This window comes from Ruegeria sp. AP11 (assembly GCF_056535865.1).
The window spans coordinates 1,255,597-1,270,052 of sequence record NZ_JBQFJB010000001.1 but is presented as its reverse complement, the minus strand read 5'-3'; the positions used below and the strand labels follow the sequence as shown (position 1 = coordinate 1,270,052).

Here is a 14,456-nt window from a genome sequence, read left to right as displayed (position 1 = left end):
TGCCTTTAAGCGGCGTTGGCGGTTTGTCACCAATAGTTGATTGTGCTTGTGCAGAAAGCCGCGCATTCACCCGGTTTGCAGCAGGTGAATTGAGTGCATTTGGTTCTGACACCGTGCGGCGAAACAGCGGCGCGAGGCAGAGTTACTCCGCCTCACGCCCCAGTCAGTGATCAGCCGAAATCGAAATTGCAGTTCATCTCGACGAAGAAGACATTGTCGAAGTCATCGGTTGTGTCTTCCACCACGGTTTCGACAAATTCCACCGTATCTTCGACAATATCGTTGCCCAGCATCAGATCGAAATCATCCATTTCGGGCGTGGAGTCTGCCATTTGTGGCGGGATCCAGTCGAACTGATCAAGCCGAGCCTGCAGCGCGTCCACGAAGGCCTGGATTTCCGCCAGAAACGCCTGAACGTCAAAGTAGCCGGGTGCGGGCAAGTCCTCTTCAGTGGTATCGCCCCCGGGCATTTCCGGCATCGGGTCTTCCACCTCGGTGACATCCGTCTCTGGCGCGTCGTCCTCGACGGGGTCTTCTACATCTGTCACATCGGTCTCGGGCGTCTCGTGCGTCTCGGGTTCCGGGTCTTCCACCTCTGCCACCGGAGTCTCGGGCTCGGGTTCTTCCGTTTCGGTCACATCCGTATCCGGGGTCTCGTCCGCAGGCTCCTCGGTCTCGGTCACATCCTCGTTCGGCGTTTCGTCTGCCGGTTCTTCCGTCTCAGTGACATCGGTGTCCGGGGTTTCCTCCGACGGTTCCTCGGTCTCCGTAACATCCGTATCGGGTGTTTCGACCACCGGTTCTTCTGTTTCGGTGACGTCGGTGTCGGGGGTTTCGGGTTCCGGCGGGGTAACAACCTCTTCCTCTGGCTCGGCAACCTCATCGGTCGGAGGGGTCATGGGCGGGGTGCTGTCGGTTGTATCCAGCATGACCTCGGCCTGAGTGGTGGCGAAGTTCTGGGTGACCATGACCGCATCGAAGCCCTGCATGTCGCCGGTTTCGATCCCGATGCCGATATACCGGAAGTCAGGGTTCAGGATATTGGCGCGGTGACCGGGGCTGTTCATCAGGTTCTGGTGTAGCTGAGCCACGTCATCGCTGATGCCGGGCGCGCCGCGCTCCGACTGCCAGGCGATGTTTTCGCCGGTGCGCCAGCGACCTTCCAGATCGAACCCGGCCGCTTGCATGCGCTGGGTCGCGGTCGAACCGCCCTGTCCCGTGTGGCTGAAGCGGTCGGTTTCCAGCATCCAGGCGCTGTGGTCTTCGGACGATTCGTTCAGTTGAGTCTCAAGTTGCAGGGGTTCCAGCCCGCGGGATGTGCGCTCTTGGTTGATCAGCGCCAGCATTTCCCGCTCGACCGTGCTTGCTGTCGACATCAGTGCCTCCGTTTTGTTGTGTCTGAGTGGACGGCCTCAGATACCGGGGGCAGGACTGACGTTGATAGAGGAGCAGGCCGGATAGGCGTTTTTCGGCGACGGAATGCAACCACACAGCGATTCGCTGCGCTGTAAAATGCCGACCGGGTGAGGCCCGCGAAAATCGGCGGGTTGTCGCGGTGGTCGTGCCGGGAAATCGGCGGAATCGCCCGCCCTGAAAACGACAAACCCCCGGGCAGGGCCTCGGGGGTCGTCAAATAGTGTCATCCAAAGCTGGACGAGTCGCGGTACGCTCTTAGAGCAGACCTTCGCGCTGGGCTTTCTTGCGTGCCAGTTTACGGGCACGGCGGATCGCTTCAGCTTTCTCGCGCGCTTTTTTCTCGGACGGTTTCTCGAAATGTTGCTTCAGCTTCATTTCACGGAACACGCCTTCGCGCTGCAGCTTTTTCTTCAGGGCACGAAGCGCCTGATCGACGTTATTGTCGCGAACACTAACCTGCATGTGGTTGTCACCACCTTTCTAGATAGAGTTGCAAGGAAATTGCAGGAAGTGGCCGTATAGCAAAGCGCCTCTAACTTGTCTAGTACTGGCCTTGGAACCCGGAGAACCGACATGACCGTCACCTATGAAGACACCAAAGAGCAGCTTCTGAACGCGATTCTGGACCATGTGCCGTTTGACGGATGGTCGGAAACCAGCTTTTGCGCGGCGATTGCCGATTGCGATCTGGATGCCGGGCTGGCCCGCGCCATCTGCCCGCGCGGCGCCGTCGATCTGGCGCTGGCCTTTCATGCGCGCGGCGACAAGGCAATGCTTGAACGGATCAGGGCCGAGGATCTGAGCGGGCTGAAGTTCCGCGACAAGATCGCCGCCGCGGTGCGGTTCCGCCTGCAGGCGGTGGAAGACAAAGAGGCGGTGCGCCGGGGCGTGACCCTGTTTGCCTTGCCGATCCATGCCGCCGATGGGGCCAAGGCGGTCTGGGGCACCTGCGATCTGATCTGGAACGCTTTGGGCGACAGCTCTGACGATGTGAACTGGTACACCAAACGCGCGACGCTTTCTGGGGTGTATTCCGCGACCCTGCTGTATTGGCTGGGCGATGACAGCTCGGATTATCAGGCGACATGGGAATTCCTGGATCGTCGGATCGAAGGTGTGATGCAGTTCGAAAAGCTCAAGGCGCAGGTGAATGGCAACCCGCTGTTGAAGCCCTTCCTCGCCGTGCCCAACTGGCTTGCGGGGCAGGTGAAAGCTCCAGCAAAAATGCCGGAAAACCTGCCCGGTTCGCTGTCCTCGGGAAAATAGCCTCGGCACGCGCACTTGTCGCTGGGCCTCTGCGCGACCGCCTGCTAGGCATTGGGCAAAGGAGAATTGCCCATGACCCAGACGATGCGCGCTGTCGAGATCACTCAGCCGGGTGGCCCGGATGTTCTGCAACTGACCGAACGCCCGATACCGGAACCGGCCGAAGGTCAGGTGGTTCTGAAGGTGGCTTATGCCGGTGTGAACCGCCCGGATGCGCTGCAACGGGCCGGGGCTTATGACCCACCTCCGGGGGCCAGCGATTTGCCCGGGCTGGAAGCCTCGGGTGAGGTCGTTGCGATCGGCTCGGGTGTGGAAGGCTTGGCCGTGGGCGATCAGGTCTGCGCGCTGTTGCCCGGCGGCGGCTATGCCGAATACGTTGCCACACCCGCCGCGCATTGCCTGCCGGTGCCTGCGGGCATGGGCCTGAAAGACGCCGCCTGCCTGCCCGAGACCTTCTTTACCGTCTGGTCCAATGTCTTCACCCGAGGCGGCCTGAAAGCGGGTGAGCGGTTTCTGGTCCATGGCGGCTCCAGCGGTATCGGTACGACAGCCATTCAATTGGCCAATGCCTTTGGTGCCCGGGTGTTTGCCACGGCGGGTTCGGCTGAAAAATGCGAGGCTTGCGTGAAGTTGGGCGCGGAAAAAGCGATCAATTACCGTGACGAGGATTTCGTGGCCGCGATGCGCGTCGAAGGCGGCGCGAACCTGATCCTCGACATGGTGGGCGGCGACTATATTCCCCGTAACATCAAGGCGCTGGCCGAGGATGGGCGGCTGGTCCAGATCGCCTTTTTGCAGGGGCCCAAGGTTGAGGTCAATTTTGCCCTGATGATGGTCAAACGTCTGACCCTGACCGGCAGCACCCTGCGGCCGCAAAGCGATCTGGCCAAGGCGCGGATTGCGCAGGACCTGCGCGAGGCCGTCTGGCCCCTGCTTGAGGCAGGGAAAGTCGCACCGGTGATGGATTCCGAGTTCGCTCTGGCCGATGCCGCCGCCGCCCATGCGCGGATGGAAAGTTCCGGCCATATCGGCAAGATCGTTCTAAAGGTCGCGGGCTGATCCTGCGTTCGGGCGGTCAGGCGACGGCCCGGCGATACAGGTGCCATGTGGCATGGCCAAGAACCGGCATCACCACGATCAGCCCCAGCAGCATCGGCACCGATCCCAGCACCAGCAAGGCAGCCACGATGGCGCCCCACGTCAGGATCACGCGCGGGTTATGCCGCAATACGCGGACCGAGGTGACAACGGCCACCGGCACGCCCACCTTCTTGTCCAGCAGCAGCGGAAAGCTGACCACGCTCAGCGCCAGTGCGACCAGCGCGAACAGGAACCCCGTGGCGGTTCCGATCAGGATCATCGCCCAACCCGCGCCTGTGGTGAACACCTCGGTGAGAAAGATCATAAGCGAGGCCGGAGGCTCGGGCCCGAGTGTCTGCGCATAGATCGCCTGCGCGACCATCAGCCAGATCAGTAACAGCATGACCAGATAGAACCCCAGCGCCAGAATGGCCCCGAAAGACGGGGATCGAAACACCCCGAACGCGTCCAGCCAGTGGACCTCGCCGCCTTGTTCCCGCTTGCGGCTGATTTCATAAAGCCCGACCGCTGCAACCGGTCCGACCAGCGCAAAGCCCGCGATCAGCGGTGCCAGCAACGGCACCATGTCCTTGTTCAGCCCGATCCCGAACATCAAAAGCCCGGCAATCGGGTAGATCAGGACCACAAAAACCGCGTCCGCACGGGTTTCCAGAAAATCCTCGTAACCCGCCCTCAGGCAGGCACGCAGGTCTTGCAGGGTCAGCGTATGTACCACCGGCATTGCGTTGGTGTCCGCACCGCCGATTTCGCTGACCGATTCTGCAACGTGGTCGCTGGTGGCCCGCATCTGACGGGCGACCCAGCTGATTGGGTTACCGATTGTCTTGTCCATCATCATCCCCTTTCTGGCATGGGTGCGCCGCGGGATGTATCCGGTGTGGCGAAGGCTCGTGACCGGATCAGCCGGCAACGTCTTGTGATAGTATAGCACATCTTGCAAAAACTTGCCCGATCACCCTTGCGCGACCGCAAGGATTGCCCTGTCGCGCAGGCGTGTTAGCTTTGTTTAACAGGCAAGGGAGGCAGTCATGCAGCAAACAGCACGCACCGTGGTCATTCACGAAACCGGCGGGCCAGAAGTTCTGCGGGTCGAGGATCGCCCACTGAGTGAACCGGGTCCGGGCGAGGTTCGTATCCGGCATCACGCCTGCGGGTTGAACTTCATCGATGTGTATCAGCGCAGCGGTCTTTATCCGCTGGATTTGCCCCACGCTCTGGGCATGGAAGCTGCGGGTGTGATCGAGGCAGTTGGCGACGGCGTCACCCATCTTGTACCCGGCCAGCGTGCCGCTTATGCCGCCGGACCGCCGGGCGCTTATAGCGAAGCGCGCGTAATGCCTGCCGCGCAGGTCTGTCCGCTGCCTGAAAACATCTCGTTCCGGACTGCCGCGGCAATGATGCTGAAGGGTATGACGGTGGAATATCTGTTTCACCGCACCACGCCGCTGCGGCGCGGGGATACGGTGCTGTTTCATGCCGCTGCGGGCGGGGTGGGGCTGATCGCCTGCCAATGGGCGAAATCCGAGGGGATCACCCTGATCGGCACCGCGGGGACCGATGAGAAATGCAGCCTTGCACAATTCAACGGGGCCGCCCAATGCATCAACTACCGGACTCAGAATTTCGTGCAGCGCGTGGCCGAGATCACGGGCGGCAAGGGCGTGGATGTCGTGATGGACTCGATCGGCGCGGATACGTTCGAAGGGTCGCTGAATTGCCTGAAACCGCTGGGCATGATGGTTTCGTTTGGCAATGCTTCGGGGCCGGTTCCGCCTTTTGATCTGGGGATGCTGGCCCAGCGGGGATCGCTGAAGATCACTCGTCCGACGCTGTTCACCCATATTGCCGATCATGCGGTCTGTCAGGCGATGGCGCGGCGGCTGTTTGGCAAGGTGGAAGGGCGTGAGGTCAAAATCCATGTCGACCAGCATTTCCCACTGGATCAGGTGGCCGAGGCCCATCGCGCCCTTGAGGCGCGTCAGACCACCGGCAGTACGATACTGGAGCCTTAAAAGGCTGAGCCCGGCAGCCGCGCCGGGCTCGATAGGCTGACCTCAGAACCGGTAGGCCACGCGCAGTTGGAACGTTGTGGCGTCCACATCCACGCCGCTCGAATTGAAGTCGTCGAACTCGTGATACAACAGCTCTCCACCGACGCTGATATTGGGCGCCACGATCTGTTCATAACCTGCGCCGATGAACCAGCCGTTGTCACTGCCCAGCGTATCGGTATCCGCGTCTGCATAGCCTGCGGTCCCGTACAGCAACCCTTGCGGGTTCACCTTGTAACCGGCGCGCGCCTTGATGCGCCAGACGTTCTCGACCGTGGCGGCGCCCGAAAGGTCCACATCGGTCCAGTCATAGTCGAATCCGCCCCCGACAACCCAGTCGCCCAGGTCATAATCATAACCCAGAATGATACCACCGATCACGCCGTCCCCGTCGACGCCGGACAGGTCGGTGTCGATATCGGCATAGCCCAGCTGTGCGCCGCCATAAAACCCGGTCCAGTTGCCCGAGGCTTGCGCCATCGCCGATCCTGCCGCCAAGGTTGCGACAGTCGTGAACACTATCAGTTTAGCTGTCATCTTCTTAGTCCTTTCGCTCAAGGTCCGGCCGCGGCGGGTCAGCAGCGCGGCCATATACCGACAGATACGACCCGGCCTTTGGACCGGATCATCACGTAATCATCTATTCCGAACTGAATGCGCGCAGACTGATGTGCCAGATGCCGCTGGCCCGTTGAAACCGGACACTTATCTGCTGTTTCAGATAGGTCCTGCGCTGAGGTCTTCAAACGGCAAACGGCGGCGGATGCGATCCGCCGCCGAAGCGCAGTAGTCTATGAGCGGTTTACTGCTCTTGCAGTTCCGCAGGGGTCTTGCTTGCGATTTCTTTCCAGTTGGCGTCAGCGCGTTCGTTGAAGCCCGGGATGTCGCCTTCCCAGCGTTCCTGAATGTCGGCCGACAGGTTCAGGTACAGCTTGTCGTCAACGATTTTCCAGTAGTTCGGGTCACCGTCGAACTTGAAGCCCATCGCGGTGCCGAAGGCGCAGTAGCCGCCATATGCGGGCAGGTATGCCTCTGGGTTCGCTTCGAAGGCTGCTTTGTTTTCTTCCGAAGCAAAGCGGTACAGTGCTTCATTGTGCAGCGCGGTGATCTTGTAGCTGCCTTTGGTGGCTTCGCCGACGGTGAAGTAGGCAACCGGGTCATAGCCCTGCAGCGCCAGACCGGTCGAGCTTGCGTTCAGTTCAACGCCAGCGGCCAGAGCGGTGCTTGCGACGGCAACGGACAGTGTGACACCGCCGATGAGGGATTTGAACTTGTTCATTGTGTTCACCTTTCGTGAATAGGCTCGCGTTCGAGCAACTCAATTTTGCTCCGGCGAACCGGATTTGTTTTTGCGAAGCCGGCAATTGGCTGTCACAGCACCCAATTGGGCAGTGCTCTGATCACGTTCAAAGCAATCAATTGTGATTGTGCACGCGCGAATAGAACCTGTTCATTCGCGCACGTCAGGGACCAGGGCCAGAACGAAGGCGGTCACCTTTTCGGCGGGCATCTCACAGGGGCGCAGCAGGGGGCCGCTGCGTTGCGTCAGATAGAGGTTCAGGCTGATATAGTCCGGCCCGCCAAGCTGATGCGCGACCAGCTTATGCGACTTTCCACCCGCCATGATCTGATGCGACACCACATAACGCCGCTGCTCGGCGGTGCCCGTAAAGGTGCCCGCAGGCAGATGGACCAGCGCATTTGCGACGCGATCCGAGAGGGTCACGATTTTCCGATTTTGGGCTCGGTCCCGGCTTTGATCCGGGCCAGATTGGCGCTGTGCCGCCAGTAGATCAGTAGGGTCAGCACGATCCCGAGTATGAAAGTGCTGCCATCGGTCAGCAGCATGATCCATGCCGTGGACAATGCCGCCGCCGCCAGGGCACCAACAGATGAAATGCGCCAGATTGCAACGGCCACCAGCCATGTTGCGCAGCAGGCAAGACCAACGCGCCAGTCCAGCGCCAGCCAGAGCCCGATGAACGTGGCGACGCCCTTGCCGCCCCTGAACCCCAGCCAGACCGGAAAGCAATGGCCGATGAAGGCGGTCAAAGCGGCGATCTGTGCCGCGTCCTCTCCGGCCAGCGCTCGTGCCAGCAACACTGCGACGGCCCCTTTGGCCGCATCCAACAGCAGGGTCAGCGCCGCCGCTGCCTTGTTGCCGGTCCGCAGCACATTGGTTGCGCCGATATTGCCCGACCCGATATTGCGCAGATTGCCCAGCCCCATCACGCGGGCGATAACCATGCCAAACGGGATCGATCCCATGAGATAACCCAGAGCCGCCCATAGGATCAGTTGGGTCATGGTGCTGTCGATGAGGGGCATCAGGCTCTCCGGTAGATTTCTTTTCCGGCCACGTAGGTTGCGGTGACCTTACCCTGCATCCGCTGCCCGTCAAACGGTGTGTTCTGCGATTTCGATTTCAGCGCAAACCGGTCCAGCACAAAGGGCACATCCGGGTCGAACAGCACCAGATCGGCAGGCGCGCCCTCGGCCAGTCGGCCACTTTCCAGACCCAGCCGTTTCGCCGGGTTCAGCGCCATGGCGCGGAACAGGGTCGGCAGGTCAAGCTGTTCGGAATGATAAAGCCGCAGCGCCGCAGGCAGCAGCGTTTCCAGCGCCACCGCGCCCGAGGCCGCCTCTTCGAACGGCAGGCGCTTGCTTTCCTCGTCCTGCGGGGTGTGCATCGAACTGATGATGTCGATCAGCCCGGTCCGCACCGCCTCGATCACGGCCTGCCGGTCATCCTCGGACCGTAGCGGCGGCTTGACCTTGAAGAAGGTGCGATAGTCGGCCACGTCCAACTCGTTCAGTGTCAGATGATGGATTGAGGTTCCGGCGGTGATGTCCAGACCGTTGCGCTTGGCGCGCTCCAGTGCCGGCAGGGCGCGGGCGGTTGTGATCTGGTCTGCGTGATAGGCAGCCCCGGTCATTTCCAGCAGCGCAATGTCGCGGTCCAGACCCATCCGTTCCGCCATGGGTGAGACTGCAGGTAGCCCGCGCAGCGCTGCGAACTTGCCGCTGGTGGCGGCGGCCCCGGCGCTCAGCCCCGGTTCCTGCGGATGCGCAATCACCAGTGCGCCGCAGGACTTCGCATAGGTCAGGGCGCGGGATAACACCTTGGTATTGGTGACGACGTGGTCGCAATCGGTGAACGCCACGGCGCCTGCGTCCTGCAGGAACCCGATCTCGGTCATTTCGCGCCCTTCGCGCCCCTTGGTCAGAGCAGCCATCGGTAACACGTTGACCGGCGCATCCGCCTGCGCACGCCGGGTCGCGAATTCCAGCGTTTCGGGCGTATCGACCGAAGGCAGTGTATCGGGGCGGGTGACGATGGTGGTGACCCCCCCGGCGGCGGCCGCAAGACCCGCGGATTTGTAGCTTTCCTTGTGCCGCTCGCCGGGTTCGCAGACCTTGACGCCGATATCAACGATACCCGGGGCCAGACAATGCCCACCGCAATCGATGACCTGCGAGTCTGAGGCCGGCGCTTCACCGCCGCCGCGCGCCACGATCCGGCCATCGGAGATTTGCAGCCAGCCCGTGCTGTCCGTGCCAGCCTCGGGGTCGATCAGGCGGGCATTGGTGAAAACTACAGAAGTCATGTCGAGGCCTCTCGGGCTTGGGTCAACGCCTTCAATGCGGCATCGGGATCGGATAGATGGTCAAACGAAAAAAACGGGTGGCGGCTAAACGCGATCGCCCGGCGTGATTTTGAGAAATTCAGGAAAGGGCTGATTTTCAGATGTTTTGACCTGACTGATTTGTTGAACTCCCAAGCTTTGCTTGTGGTTACAACATATACACGTTGAGACCGGAGAAATCTGTCTGCCCAAAGGAAAAACACATATCCAACAGTGCAGAACAGAATTTTCCAGAAATCCTGAGGCGCCTCAATAATCCAGGGGCTGATGATCCAGACGATCAACAAAAGCGCAATCCCGGCCTTGTAGAGCAGCGCAAGACGAGGCGGAAAATGCCTCTGATCAGGTTGCCCAGCCCACAAAACCTCTTCGGTTTCGGGTATGTTCTTGCTCCACCATTCACCACTCATCCGATGACCCTTTCGATCGCGGCTTTGGTGGCGGCGGGGTTCGCCTGGTATTTGATCAGGTGTTTGTCACCGCTTTTGGTGACGATCTGGACAAAGCTGCCCATGATGTTGACGGATTGAATCTGGTTCAGCGCCACCTTGCGCGGACCGGGGCCAGAGAGGGTGGTGTCGGTCATTTCCCACGTTGCGGTCAGCTCTTCCGAGGCCAGATACCATGCGCGAATGCCGACAGCGGCCAGACCGGCAGGTGCGCCGGTCCAGACATAAGGATTGCCGATCAGCCAGAGCACCACCATCGCGCCTGCCATCGCAAAAGCGGCCAGCCAGGTATTGGTGCGAATATAAGACCCCTTGTTGGGGGTAAAAGTCACAGGATCAGCCACAGGGCACCTCCGACGGCAATCAGGATCAGCAGGGCAACCACGGATGAGCCGATACGGCGTGGTTTGTCTCCGACCAATGGGGTCTGTTGGGCCGAGAACGGTTTGGCGCTTTCGGTCTCGATTGTGCCGCCAGTCCAGTTTGTGGCCTCTTCGGTGAACAGGCCGATCAGGCGCAGGCGCGGATCAAGCGACAGGGTTGCCGGTCGGCCACCAAACGCGGCGCTGCGCACGACCATCACCCAGCCGTCAACGGCCTCAAGCCTGTTGCGGTCAAGTTGGTCCTCGGAGACACCGCAGCCTTCACTCAGATAGCCATAAAGCCCGAGGTCTTCGAGGTCGGCCACAGGGAAGATGTCGATCTGCTCGGGGTCCAGCCCCTTAACGCCCAGCACCTGATCAGCGGCGCCCGGCTCGCGCAGGAACTTCGCCTCTTCCGGGCGCATGTCCAGTGCGAACAGGCGGATTACGCCGTGTTCATGGGGGGCGATGGTCAGGTCGCTCATGCGGGCTCTCGCAGGTTGCGCGCCAGCAGGTCCATGGCGGCCATGCGGACGGCAACGCCCATCTCGACCTGTTCCTGAATGACCGACCGGTTGATGTCGTCGGCCAGCGTGCCGTCGATCTCGACCCCGCGGTTCATCGGGCCGGGGTGCATGACGATGGCGTCCGGCTTGGCCAGCGCCAGCTTTTCGGCATTCAGCCCAGAGCGGTGATAATACTCACGTTCCGAGGGGATGAACCCACCGTCCATCCGCTCGCGCTGAAGGCGCAGCATCATCACGACGTCGACGTCCTTCAGGCCCTCGTTCATGTCGTCATAGATCTCGGCCCCGAACTCGGCGAACTGAGACGGTACCAGTGTCGGCGGGCCGATCAGCCGGATGCGGTTTTCCATCTTGCCCAGCAGGATCAGGTTCGACCGCGCCACGCGCGAATGTGCCACGTCTCCGCAAATCGCGATGTTGAGGCGGTGCAGGCGGCCCTTGGCACGGCGGATGGTCAACGCGTCCAGCAGCGCCTGAGTCGGATGTTCATGTCGTCCGTCGCCTGCGTTCAGCACGGCGCAGTTCACTTTTTGCGCCAGCAGGTCCACCGCACCGGAATGCGGATGGCGTACCACCAGCAGATCGGGATGCATCGCGTTCAGCGTCAGCGCCGTATCGACCAGCGTCTCGCCTTTTTTGATCGAACTGGCCTGCATCGCCATGTTCATCACATCCGCACCCAGCCGCTTGCCTGCAATCTCGAAACTGGCCTGCGTGCGGGTCGAGTTTTCAAAGAACATGTTGATCTGCGTCAGCCCTGACAGCACGTCCGAATGCTTGGCCGATTGCCGGTTCAGGTCGACATATGTCTCGGCCAGATCAAGGATGGCGGTGATATCGGATTGCGACAGATGCTCGATGCCAAGAAGGTGACGATGGGCGAAACGCATGGGCGGGCTCCTGTCTGACAATCGGACCGCTTATAGGAAGCCACGCGGGCAGAGGCAACCTAAGGTTCCGACCCTTCGGACAGTTTCTCGCATCCACCCTCGGGCAGGCATTGTTCGCCGGGTTTGCACCATTTGCCATAGCCGCAGTCGATGGCCTTGATGGGCACGCATCCCTGATGCGCCGAGCATTTGAAGCCGGGTCGGCATTGTGAACCGGTTTCTTCGCACAGAAACCATCCGGCGCGCGCGCATCCGCCGTCCGGCAAGCAGGATGAGCCGGGCCCACAGGTCCGGCCATCCGCGCATGTGGGGGCCGGGGCGGGTTCGAAGTCCGGTGTGCTGCGTTCGCATTCTCCGCGTCCGTTGCAGAAGCTGCCTCCGGGGCAATCCAGACGCGAGGTGCATTTGTTCGCCCCCGCAGGCGCACAGCGGGTGCCGCCGGCGACGCAGCGTTCGAACGGGCCGCAGGTGCGCCCGCCGCCGCAATAGGTGTGTCCGGGCGGGATACAGCGGCCATCAAAGCTGCAGCGTTGACCAGCGGGGCAGCAATTGCGACCGCATTGCAACTGACCGGCGCGGCATTGAGTATTCAGGTCAAACAGCTGCGCACTCGCCGAACCGCCAGAGGTTGTCAGCAATAGAGCAATCAGAAGGAATCGCAGAAATGACAGCATGACCCTGCCATGGTCGGTGCGACCCTGTGCCATGGCAAGGTCTATTCGCTTTCCCTCGGTCAAAAGCTGGTTAGATTGAGGGTTATGGAATCGGGCTTGGACCATCATACCGCGCGGGCGCTGCTGGAATGGCAGATCGAGCTGGGCGCAACGGATGCGATCGCGGATGCGCCGATCGATCGCTACGCGTTGCCGGACAAAGCGCCGAAGGCAAAGAAGCCCGCTGCGGCCAAGGCGGCATCTGCACCCGAGGCGCCTGAAAAGGTCGATCCGGCAGTGGTTGCGCGACACGCAGCGAAATCGGCCGGGTCGCTGGGCGAATTGCGCGCGGCGATGGAGTCCTTCGGCCTGTGCGATCTGAAACGCGGTGCGCGGCAATTGGTGTTTGCTGACGGCACCCCCGGCGCGCGGGTGATGATCATTGGCGAGGCACCCGGTCGCGAAGAGGATCGCGAGGGCAAGCCTTTTGTCGGGCGCGCCGGGCAATTGCTGGACCGCATGCTGGCGGCGATTGATCTGGATCGGCGCGAGAGTGTTTATATCACCAACGTCCTGCCGTGGCGGCCACCGCAAAACCGCGACCCCAAGCCGGAAGAGATCGGCATGATGAAGCCGTTTCTCGAACGCCACGTGGCCTTGGTCAAGCCCGAGGTGCTGGTGGTGATGGGCAATATCAGCTGTCAGGCCGTGCTGGGCAAACGCGGAATCACGCGGTTGCGCGGCAACTGGGATCAGGCGCTGAACCTGCCGGTGATCCCGATGTTTCACCCGGCCTATCTGCTGCGGCAACCGCAGATGAAACGTCAGGCCTGGGCCGATCTGCTGGACCTGCAAGCGCGGCTGAGGGCCGGGGCATGAGGGTTCTGGCATTCTCTGACCTGCACATGGCGCGCAGCCGTGCCGCCGATCTGGTGGCCGCCAGCGCCGAGGCCGATCTGGTCATCGGGGCCGGAGATTTCTGCAACGGGCGACAGGGATTGGATGAGGCGATGGGTATGCTCTCGGGCATAACCGCACCGCTGGTTCTGGTGCCGGGCAACGCCGAAAGCGCCGAGGAACTTGCAGCCGCCGCGCCGGATGGTGCGCATGTTCTGCATGGGACGGGCATGACCTTGGACGGTCTGCGCCTGTTTGGGCTGGGCTATGGTGTGCCTGTGACGCCCTTCGGCGACTGGTCCTGCGACCTGACCGAGGGCGAGGCGGCAGAGCTGCTGGACCGCTGCAACGCTGCGGATATCCTGATTGTGCATTCTCCGCCGAAGGGCCATGGCGATACCACGTCACAAGGACTGTCCGTAGGGTCGGTGGCGGTGCGGGATGCGGTAGAACGGCTGCAGCCCGACCATGTCTTTTGCGGGCATATCCACGACAGCTGGGGATATCGCGGCACAATCGGTCGCACCCGGATCGCCAATCTGGGCCCGAAAGTACATTGGTTCGAGGTGAGCATTTGATCGAAACGGTTACGCTGCTGGCTTTTATCCCTGCCGCGCTGGCGCTCAATATGACACCCGGCGCGGATATGATGTTCTGTTTTGGTCAAGGCTTGCGCGCGGGTCCACGCCCTGCGCTTGCCGCAAGTGCCGGGGTCTCCGCTGGCGGAATGGTACATGTTCTGATTGCCGGTCTCGGCCTTGGTGCAGCGGTGGCGACCCTGCCGTGGCTGTTCGATATGATCCGCTGGGTCGGTGTGGGTTATTTGCTTTATCTCGCGTGGGGCGCGTTCAGGAACGGTGCGATCTCGGCCGACGCTTCGAACCGACCCACGCGTTACGCGTTTCGGGATGGAATGCTGGTCAATCTGACCAATCCCAAGGTCATTCTGTTTGTGCTTGCCTTCATCCCGCAATTTATCGATCCGGAGAAGGGTTCGGTGCTGGCGCAATTTTTGATTTATGGAATCATACTTGGTGTTGGCGGGTTTGTGGTGAACGGGCTTGTCGGCATTTTCGCCGGGGGTGCGGGACGGATGCTGATCGGCAATCCGCGCGCCTCGCGAATTCTGGGCTATGTCACCAGCGGTATTTTCACAGCCCTGGCTATCCGGCTCGCAATTATGGAAAGGTCCTGACG

General features: G+C 61.3%; 18 protein-coding genes. 6 read left to right on the top strand and 12 right to left on the bottom strand.

Annotation, left to right across the window (positions count from 1 at the left end):
- Positions 1-170: 170 nt before the first annotated feature.
- Together ACR3E4_RS06615 and rpsU are read right to left on the bottom strand one after the other, a co-directional pair.
- Entirely contained in the window at positions 171-1,376 is a 1,206-nt protein-coding gene (locus ACR3E4_RS06615) for a CAP domain-containing protein (RefSeq protein ID WP_480533402.1), read from the bottom strand.
- Positions 1,377-1,671: 295 nt separating this feature from the next.
- Positions 1,672-1,878 (bottom strand): 30S ribosomal protein S21, encoded by a 207-nt coding sequence (gene rpsU, locus ACR3E4_RS06610; protein WP_005614280.1) that lies wholly within the window; start codon positions 1,876-1,878, stop codon positions 1,672-1,674.
- Positions 1,879-1,989: 111 nt separating this feature from the next.
- On the opposite strand from rpsU, the gene ACR3E4_RS06605 reads away from it, so the two are divergent.
- On the top strand, positions 1,990-2,682 hold the full coding sequence (locus ACR3E4_RS06605; RefSeq protein WP_480533400.1) for a COQ9 family protein: 693 nt from the start codon (positions 1,990-1,992) through the stop codon (positions 2,680-2,682).
- A 72-nt stretch (positions 2,683-2,754) separates the two neighbouring features.
- Positions 2,755-3,741 carry an NAD(P)H-quinone oxidoreductase gene (locus ACR3E4_RS06600; RefSeq protein WP_480533398.1) on the top strand — a complete coding sequence of 329 codons (987 nt, stop codon included), beginning with the start codon at positions 2,755-2,757 and terminating at the stop codon, positions 3,739-3,741.
- A gap of 16 nt (positions 3,742-3,757) precedes the next feature.
- Here the strand turns inward: ACR3E4_RS06600 and ACR3E4_RS06595 are convergent, their stop codons facing one another.
- Entirely contained in the window at positions 3,758-4,615 is an 858-nt protein-coding gene (locus ACR3E4_RS06595; RefSeq protein WP_480533396.1) for a DUF2189 domain-containing protein, read from the bottom strand.
- Between the two features lie 196 nt (positions 4,616-4,811).
- Between ACR3E4_RS06595 and ACR3E4_RS06590 the strand changes: the two genes are divergently transcribed.
- Positions 4,812-5,795 carry a quinone oxidoreductase family protein gene (locus ACR3E4_RS06590; protein WP_480533394.1) on the top strand — a complete coding sequence of 328 codons (984 nt, stop codon included), beginning with the start codon at positions 4,812-4,814 and terminating at the stop codon, positions 5,793-5,795.
- A 42-nt stretch (positions 5,796-5,837) separates the two neighbouring features.
- Here the strand turns inward: ACR3E4_RS06590 and ACR3E4_RS06585 are convergent, their stop codons facing one another.
- The 9 genes from ACR3E4_RS06585 to ACR3E4_RS06545 form a co-directional block, all read right to left on the bottom strand.
- Positions 5,838-6,371, bottom strand: coding sequence for an outer membrane protein (locus ACR3E4_RS06585; protein WP_480533392.1), 534 nt, complete (start codon positions 6,369-6,371; stop codon positions 5,838-5,840).
- Between the two features lie 265 nt (positions 6,372-6,636).
- The gene (locus ACR3E4_RS06580; RefSeq protein WP_480533390.1) at positions 6,637-7,113 is read right to left on the bottom strand and encodes a YHS domain-containing (seleno)protein; all 477 of its coding nucleotides are present in this window, start codon (positions 7,111-7,113) and stop codon (positions 6,637-6,639) included.
- A gap of 171 nt (positions 7,114-7,284) precedes the next feature.
- Positions 7,285-7,560 (bottom strand): hypothetical protein, encoded by a 276-nt coding sequence (locus tag ACR3E4_RS06575; protein ID WP_480533388.1) that lies wholly within the window; start codon positions 7,558-7,560, stop codon positions 7,285-7,287.
- The gene (gene plsY, locus ACR3E4_RS06570) at positions 7,557-8,162 is read right to left on the bottom strand and encodes a glycerol-3-phosphate 1-O-acyltransferase PlsY (protein ID WP_480533386.1); all 606 of its coding nucleotides are present in this window, start codon (positions 8,160-8,162) and stop codon (positions 7,557-7,559) included. The genes ACR3E4_RS06575 and plsY overlap by 4 nt, the downstream gene beginning before the upstream one ends.
- A complete protein-coding gene (gene pyrC, locus ACR3E4_RS06565) occupies positions 8,162-9,442 on the bottom strand; it encodes a dihydroorotase (protein WP_480533384.1) in 1,281 nt (426 codons plus the stop codon). Before pyrC ends, plsY begins: the two co-directional genes overlap by 1 nt.
- Positions 9,443-9,887: 445 nt before the next feature.
- Complete coding sequence (locus ACR3E4_RS06560) at positions 9,888-10,274, bottom strand: hypothetical protein (RefSeq protein WP_480533382.1); 387 nt, start codon at positions 10,272-10,274, stop codon at positions 9,888-9,890.
- Positions 10,259-10,777 (bottom strand): hypothetical protein, encoded by a 519-nt coding sequence (locus tag ACR3E4_RS06555; protein WP_480533381.1) that lies wholly within the window; start codon positions 10,775-10,777, stop codon positions 10,259-10,261. Before ACR3E4_RS06555 ends, ACR3E4_RS06560 begins: the two co-directional genes overlap by 16 nt.
- Entirely contained in the window at positions 10,774-11,709 is a 936-nt protein-coding gene (locus tag ACR3E4_RS06550; RefSeq protein ID WP_480533379.1) for an aspartate carbamoyltransferase catalytic subunit, read from the bottom strand. Before ACR3E4_RS06550 ends, ACR3E4_RS06555 begins: the two co-directional genes overlap by 4 nt.
- Before the next feature lie 59 nt (positions 11,710-11,768).
- Complete coding sequence (locus tag ACR3E4_RS06545) at positions 11,769-12,383, bottom strand: scavenger receptor class F, member 2 (protein WP_480533377.1); 615 nt, start codon at positions 12,381-12,383, stop codon at positions 11,769-11,771.
- An 84-nt stretch (positions 12,384-12,467) separates the two neighbouring features.
- On the opposite strand from ACR3E4_RS06545, the gene ACR3E4_RS06540 reads away from it, so the two are divergent.
- The 3 genes from ACR3E4_RS06540 to ACR3E4_RS06530 are packed head-to-tail and all read left to right on the top strand — an operon-like array spanning position 12,468 to position 14,454.
- Positions 12,468-13,241 carry a uracil-DNA glycosylase gene (locus ACR3E4_RS06540; protein WP_480533772.1) on the top strand — a complete coding sequence of 258 codons (774 nt, stop codon included), beginning with the start codon at positions 12,468-12,470 and terminating at the stop codon, positions 13,239-13,241.
- Complete coding sequence (locus ACR3E4_RS06535; RefSeq protein ID WP_480533375.1) at positions 13,238-13,837, top strand: metallophosphoesterase family protein; 600 nt, start codon at positions 13,238-13,240, stop codon at positions 13,835-13,837. The genes ACR3E4_RS06540 and ACR3E4_RS06535 overlap by 4 nt, the downstream gene beginning before the upstream one ends.
- Positions 13,834-14,454, top strand: coding sequence for a LysE family translocator (locus ACR3E4_RS06530; protein ID WP_480533373.1), 621 nt, complete (start codon positions 13,834-13,836; stop codon positions 14,452-14,454). Before ACR3E4_RS06535 ends, ACR3E4_RS06530 begins: the two co-directional genes overlap by 4 nt.
- Positions 14,455-14,456 lie beyond the last annotated feature (2 nt).

Bases quoted from the DNA above. Each gene is read 5' to 3' on its own strand.
- ACR3E4_RS06540 (WP_480533772.1), top strand. From the start codon at position 12,468: ATGGAATCGGGCTTGGACCATCATACCGCGCGGGCGCTGCTGGAATGG.
- ACR3E4_RS06545 (WP_480533377.1), bottom strand. From the start codon at position 12,383: ATGCTGTCATTTCTGCGATTCCTTCTGATTGCTCTATTGCTGACAACC.
- ACR3E4_RS06600 (WP_480533398.1), top strand. From the start codon at position 2,755: ATGACCCAGACGATGCGCGCTGTCGAGATCACTCAGCCGGGTGGCCCG.
- pyrC (WP_480533384.1), bottom strand. From the start codon at position 9,442: ATGACTTCTGTAGTTTTCACCAATGCCCGCCTGATCGACCCCGAGGCT.
- ACR3E4_RS06605 (WP_480533400.1), top strand. From the start codon at position 1,990: ATGACCGTCACCTATGAAGACACCAAAGAGCAGCTTCTGAACGCGATT.
- plsY (WP_480533386.1), bottom strand. From the start codon at position 8,162: ATGCCCCTCATCGACAGCACCATGACCCAACTGATCCTATGGGCGGCT.
- ACR3E4_RS06615 (WP_480533402.1), bottom strand. From the start codon at position 1,376: ATGTCGACAGCAAGCACGGTCGAGCGGGAAATGCTGGCGCTGATCAAC.
- ACR3E4_RS06550 (WP_480533379.1), bottom strand. From the start codon at position 11,709: ATGCGTTTCGCCCATCGTCACCTTCTTGGCATCGAGCATCTGTCGCAA.
- ACR3E4_RS06595 (WP_480533396.1), bottom strand. From the start codon at position 4,615: ATGGACAAGACAATCGGTAACCCAATCAGCTGGGTCGCCCGTCAGATG.
- ACR3E4_RS06590 (WP_480533394.1), top strand. From the start codon at position 4,812: ATGCAGCAAACAGCACGCACCGTGGTCATTCACGAAACCGGCGGGCCA.
- ACR3E4_RS06535 (WP_480533375.1), top strand. From the start codon at position 13,238: ATGAGGGTTCTGGCATTCTCTGACCTGCACATGGCGCGCAGCCGTGCC.
- ACR3E4_RS06585 (WP_480533392.1), bottom strand. From the start codon at position 6,371: ATGACAGCTAAACTGATAGTGTTCACGACTGTCGCAACCTTGGCGGCA.
- rpsU (WP_005614280.1), bottom strand. From the start codon at position 1,878: ATGCAGGTTAGTGTTCGCGACAATAACGTCGATCAGGCGCTTCGTGCC.
- ACR3E4_RS06580 (WP_480533390.1), bottom strand. From the start codon at position 7,113: ATGAACAAGTTCAAATCCCTCATCGGCGGTGTCACACTGTCCGTTGCC.
- ACR3E4_RS06555 (WP_480533381.1), bottom strand. From the start codon at position 10,777: ATGAGCGACCTGACCATCGCCCCCCATGAACACGGCGTAATCCGCCTG.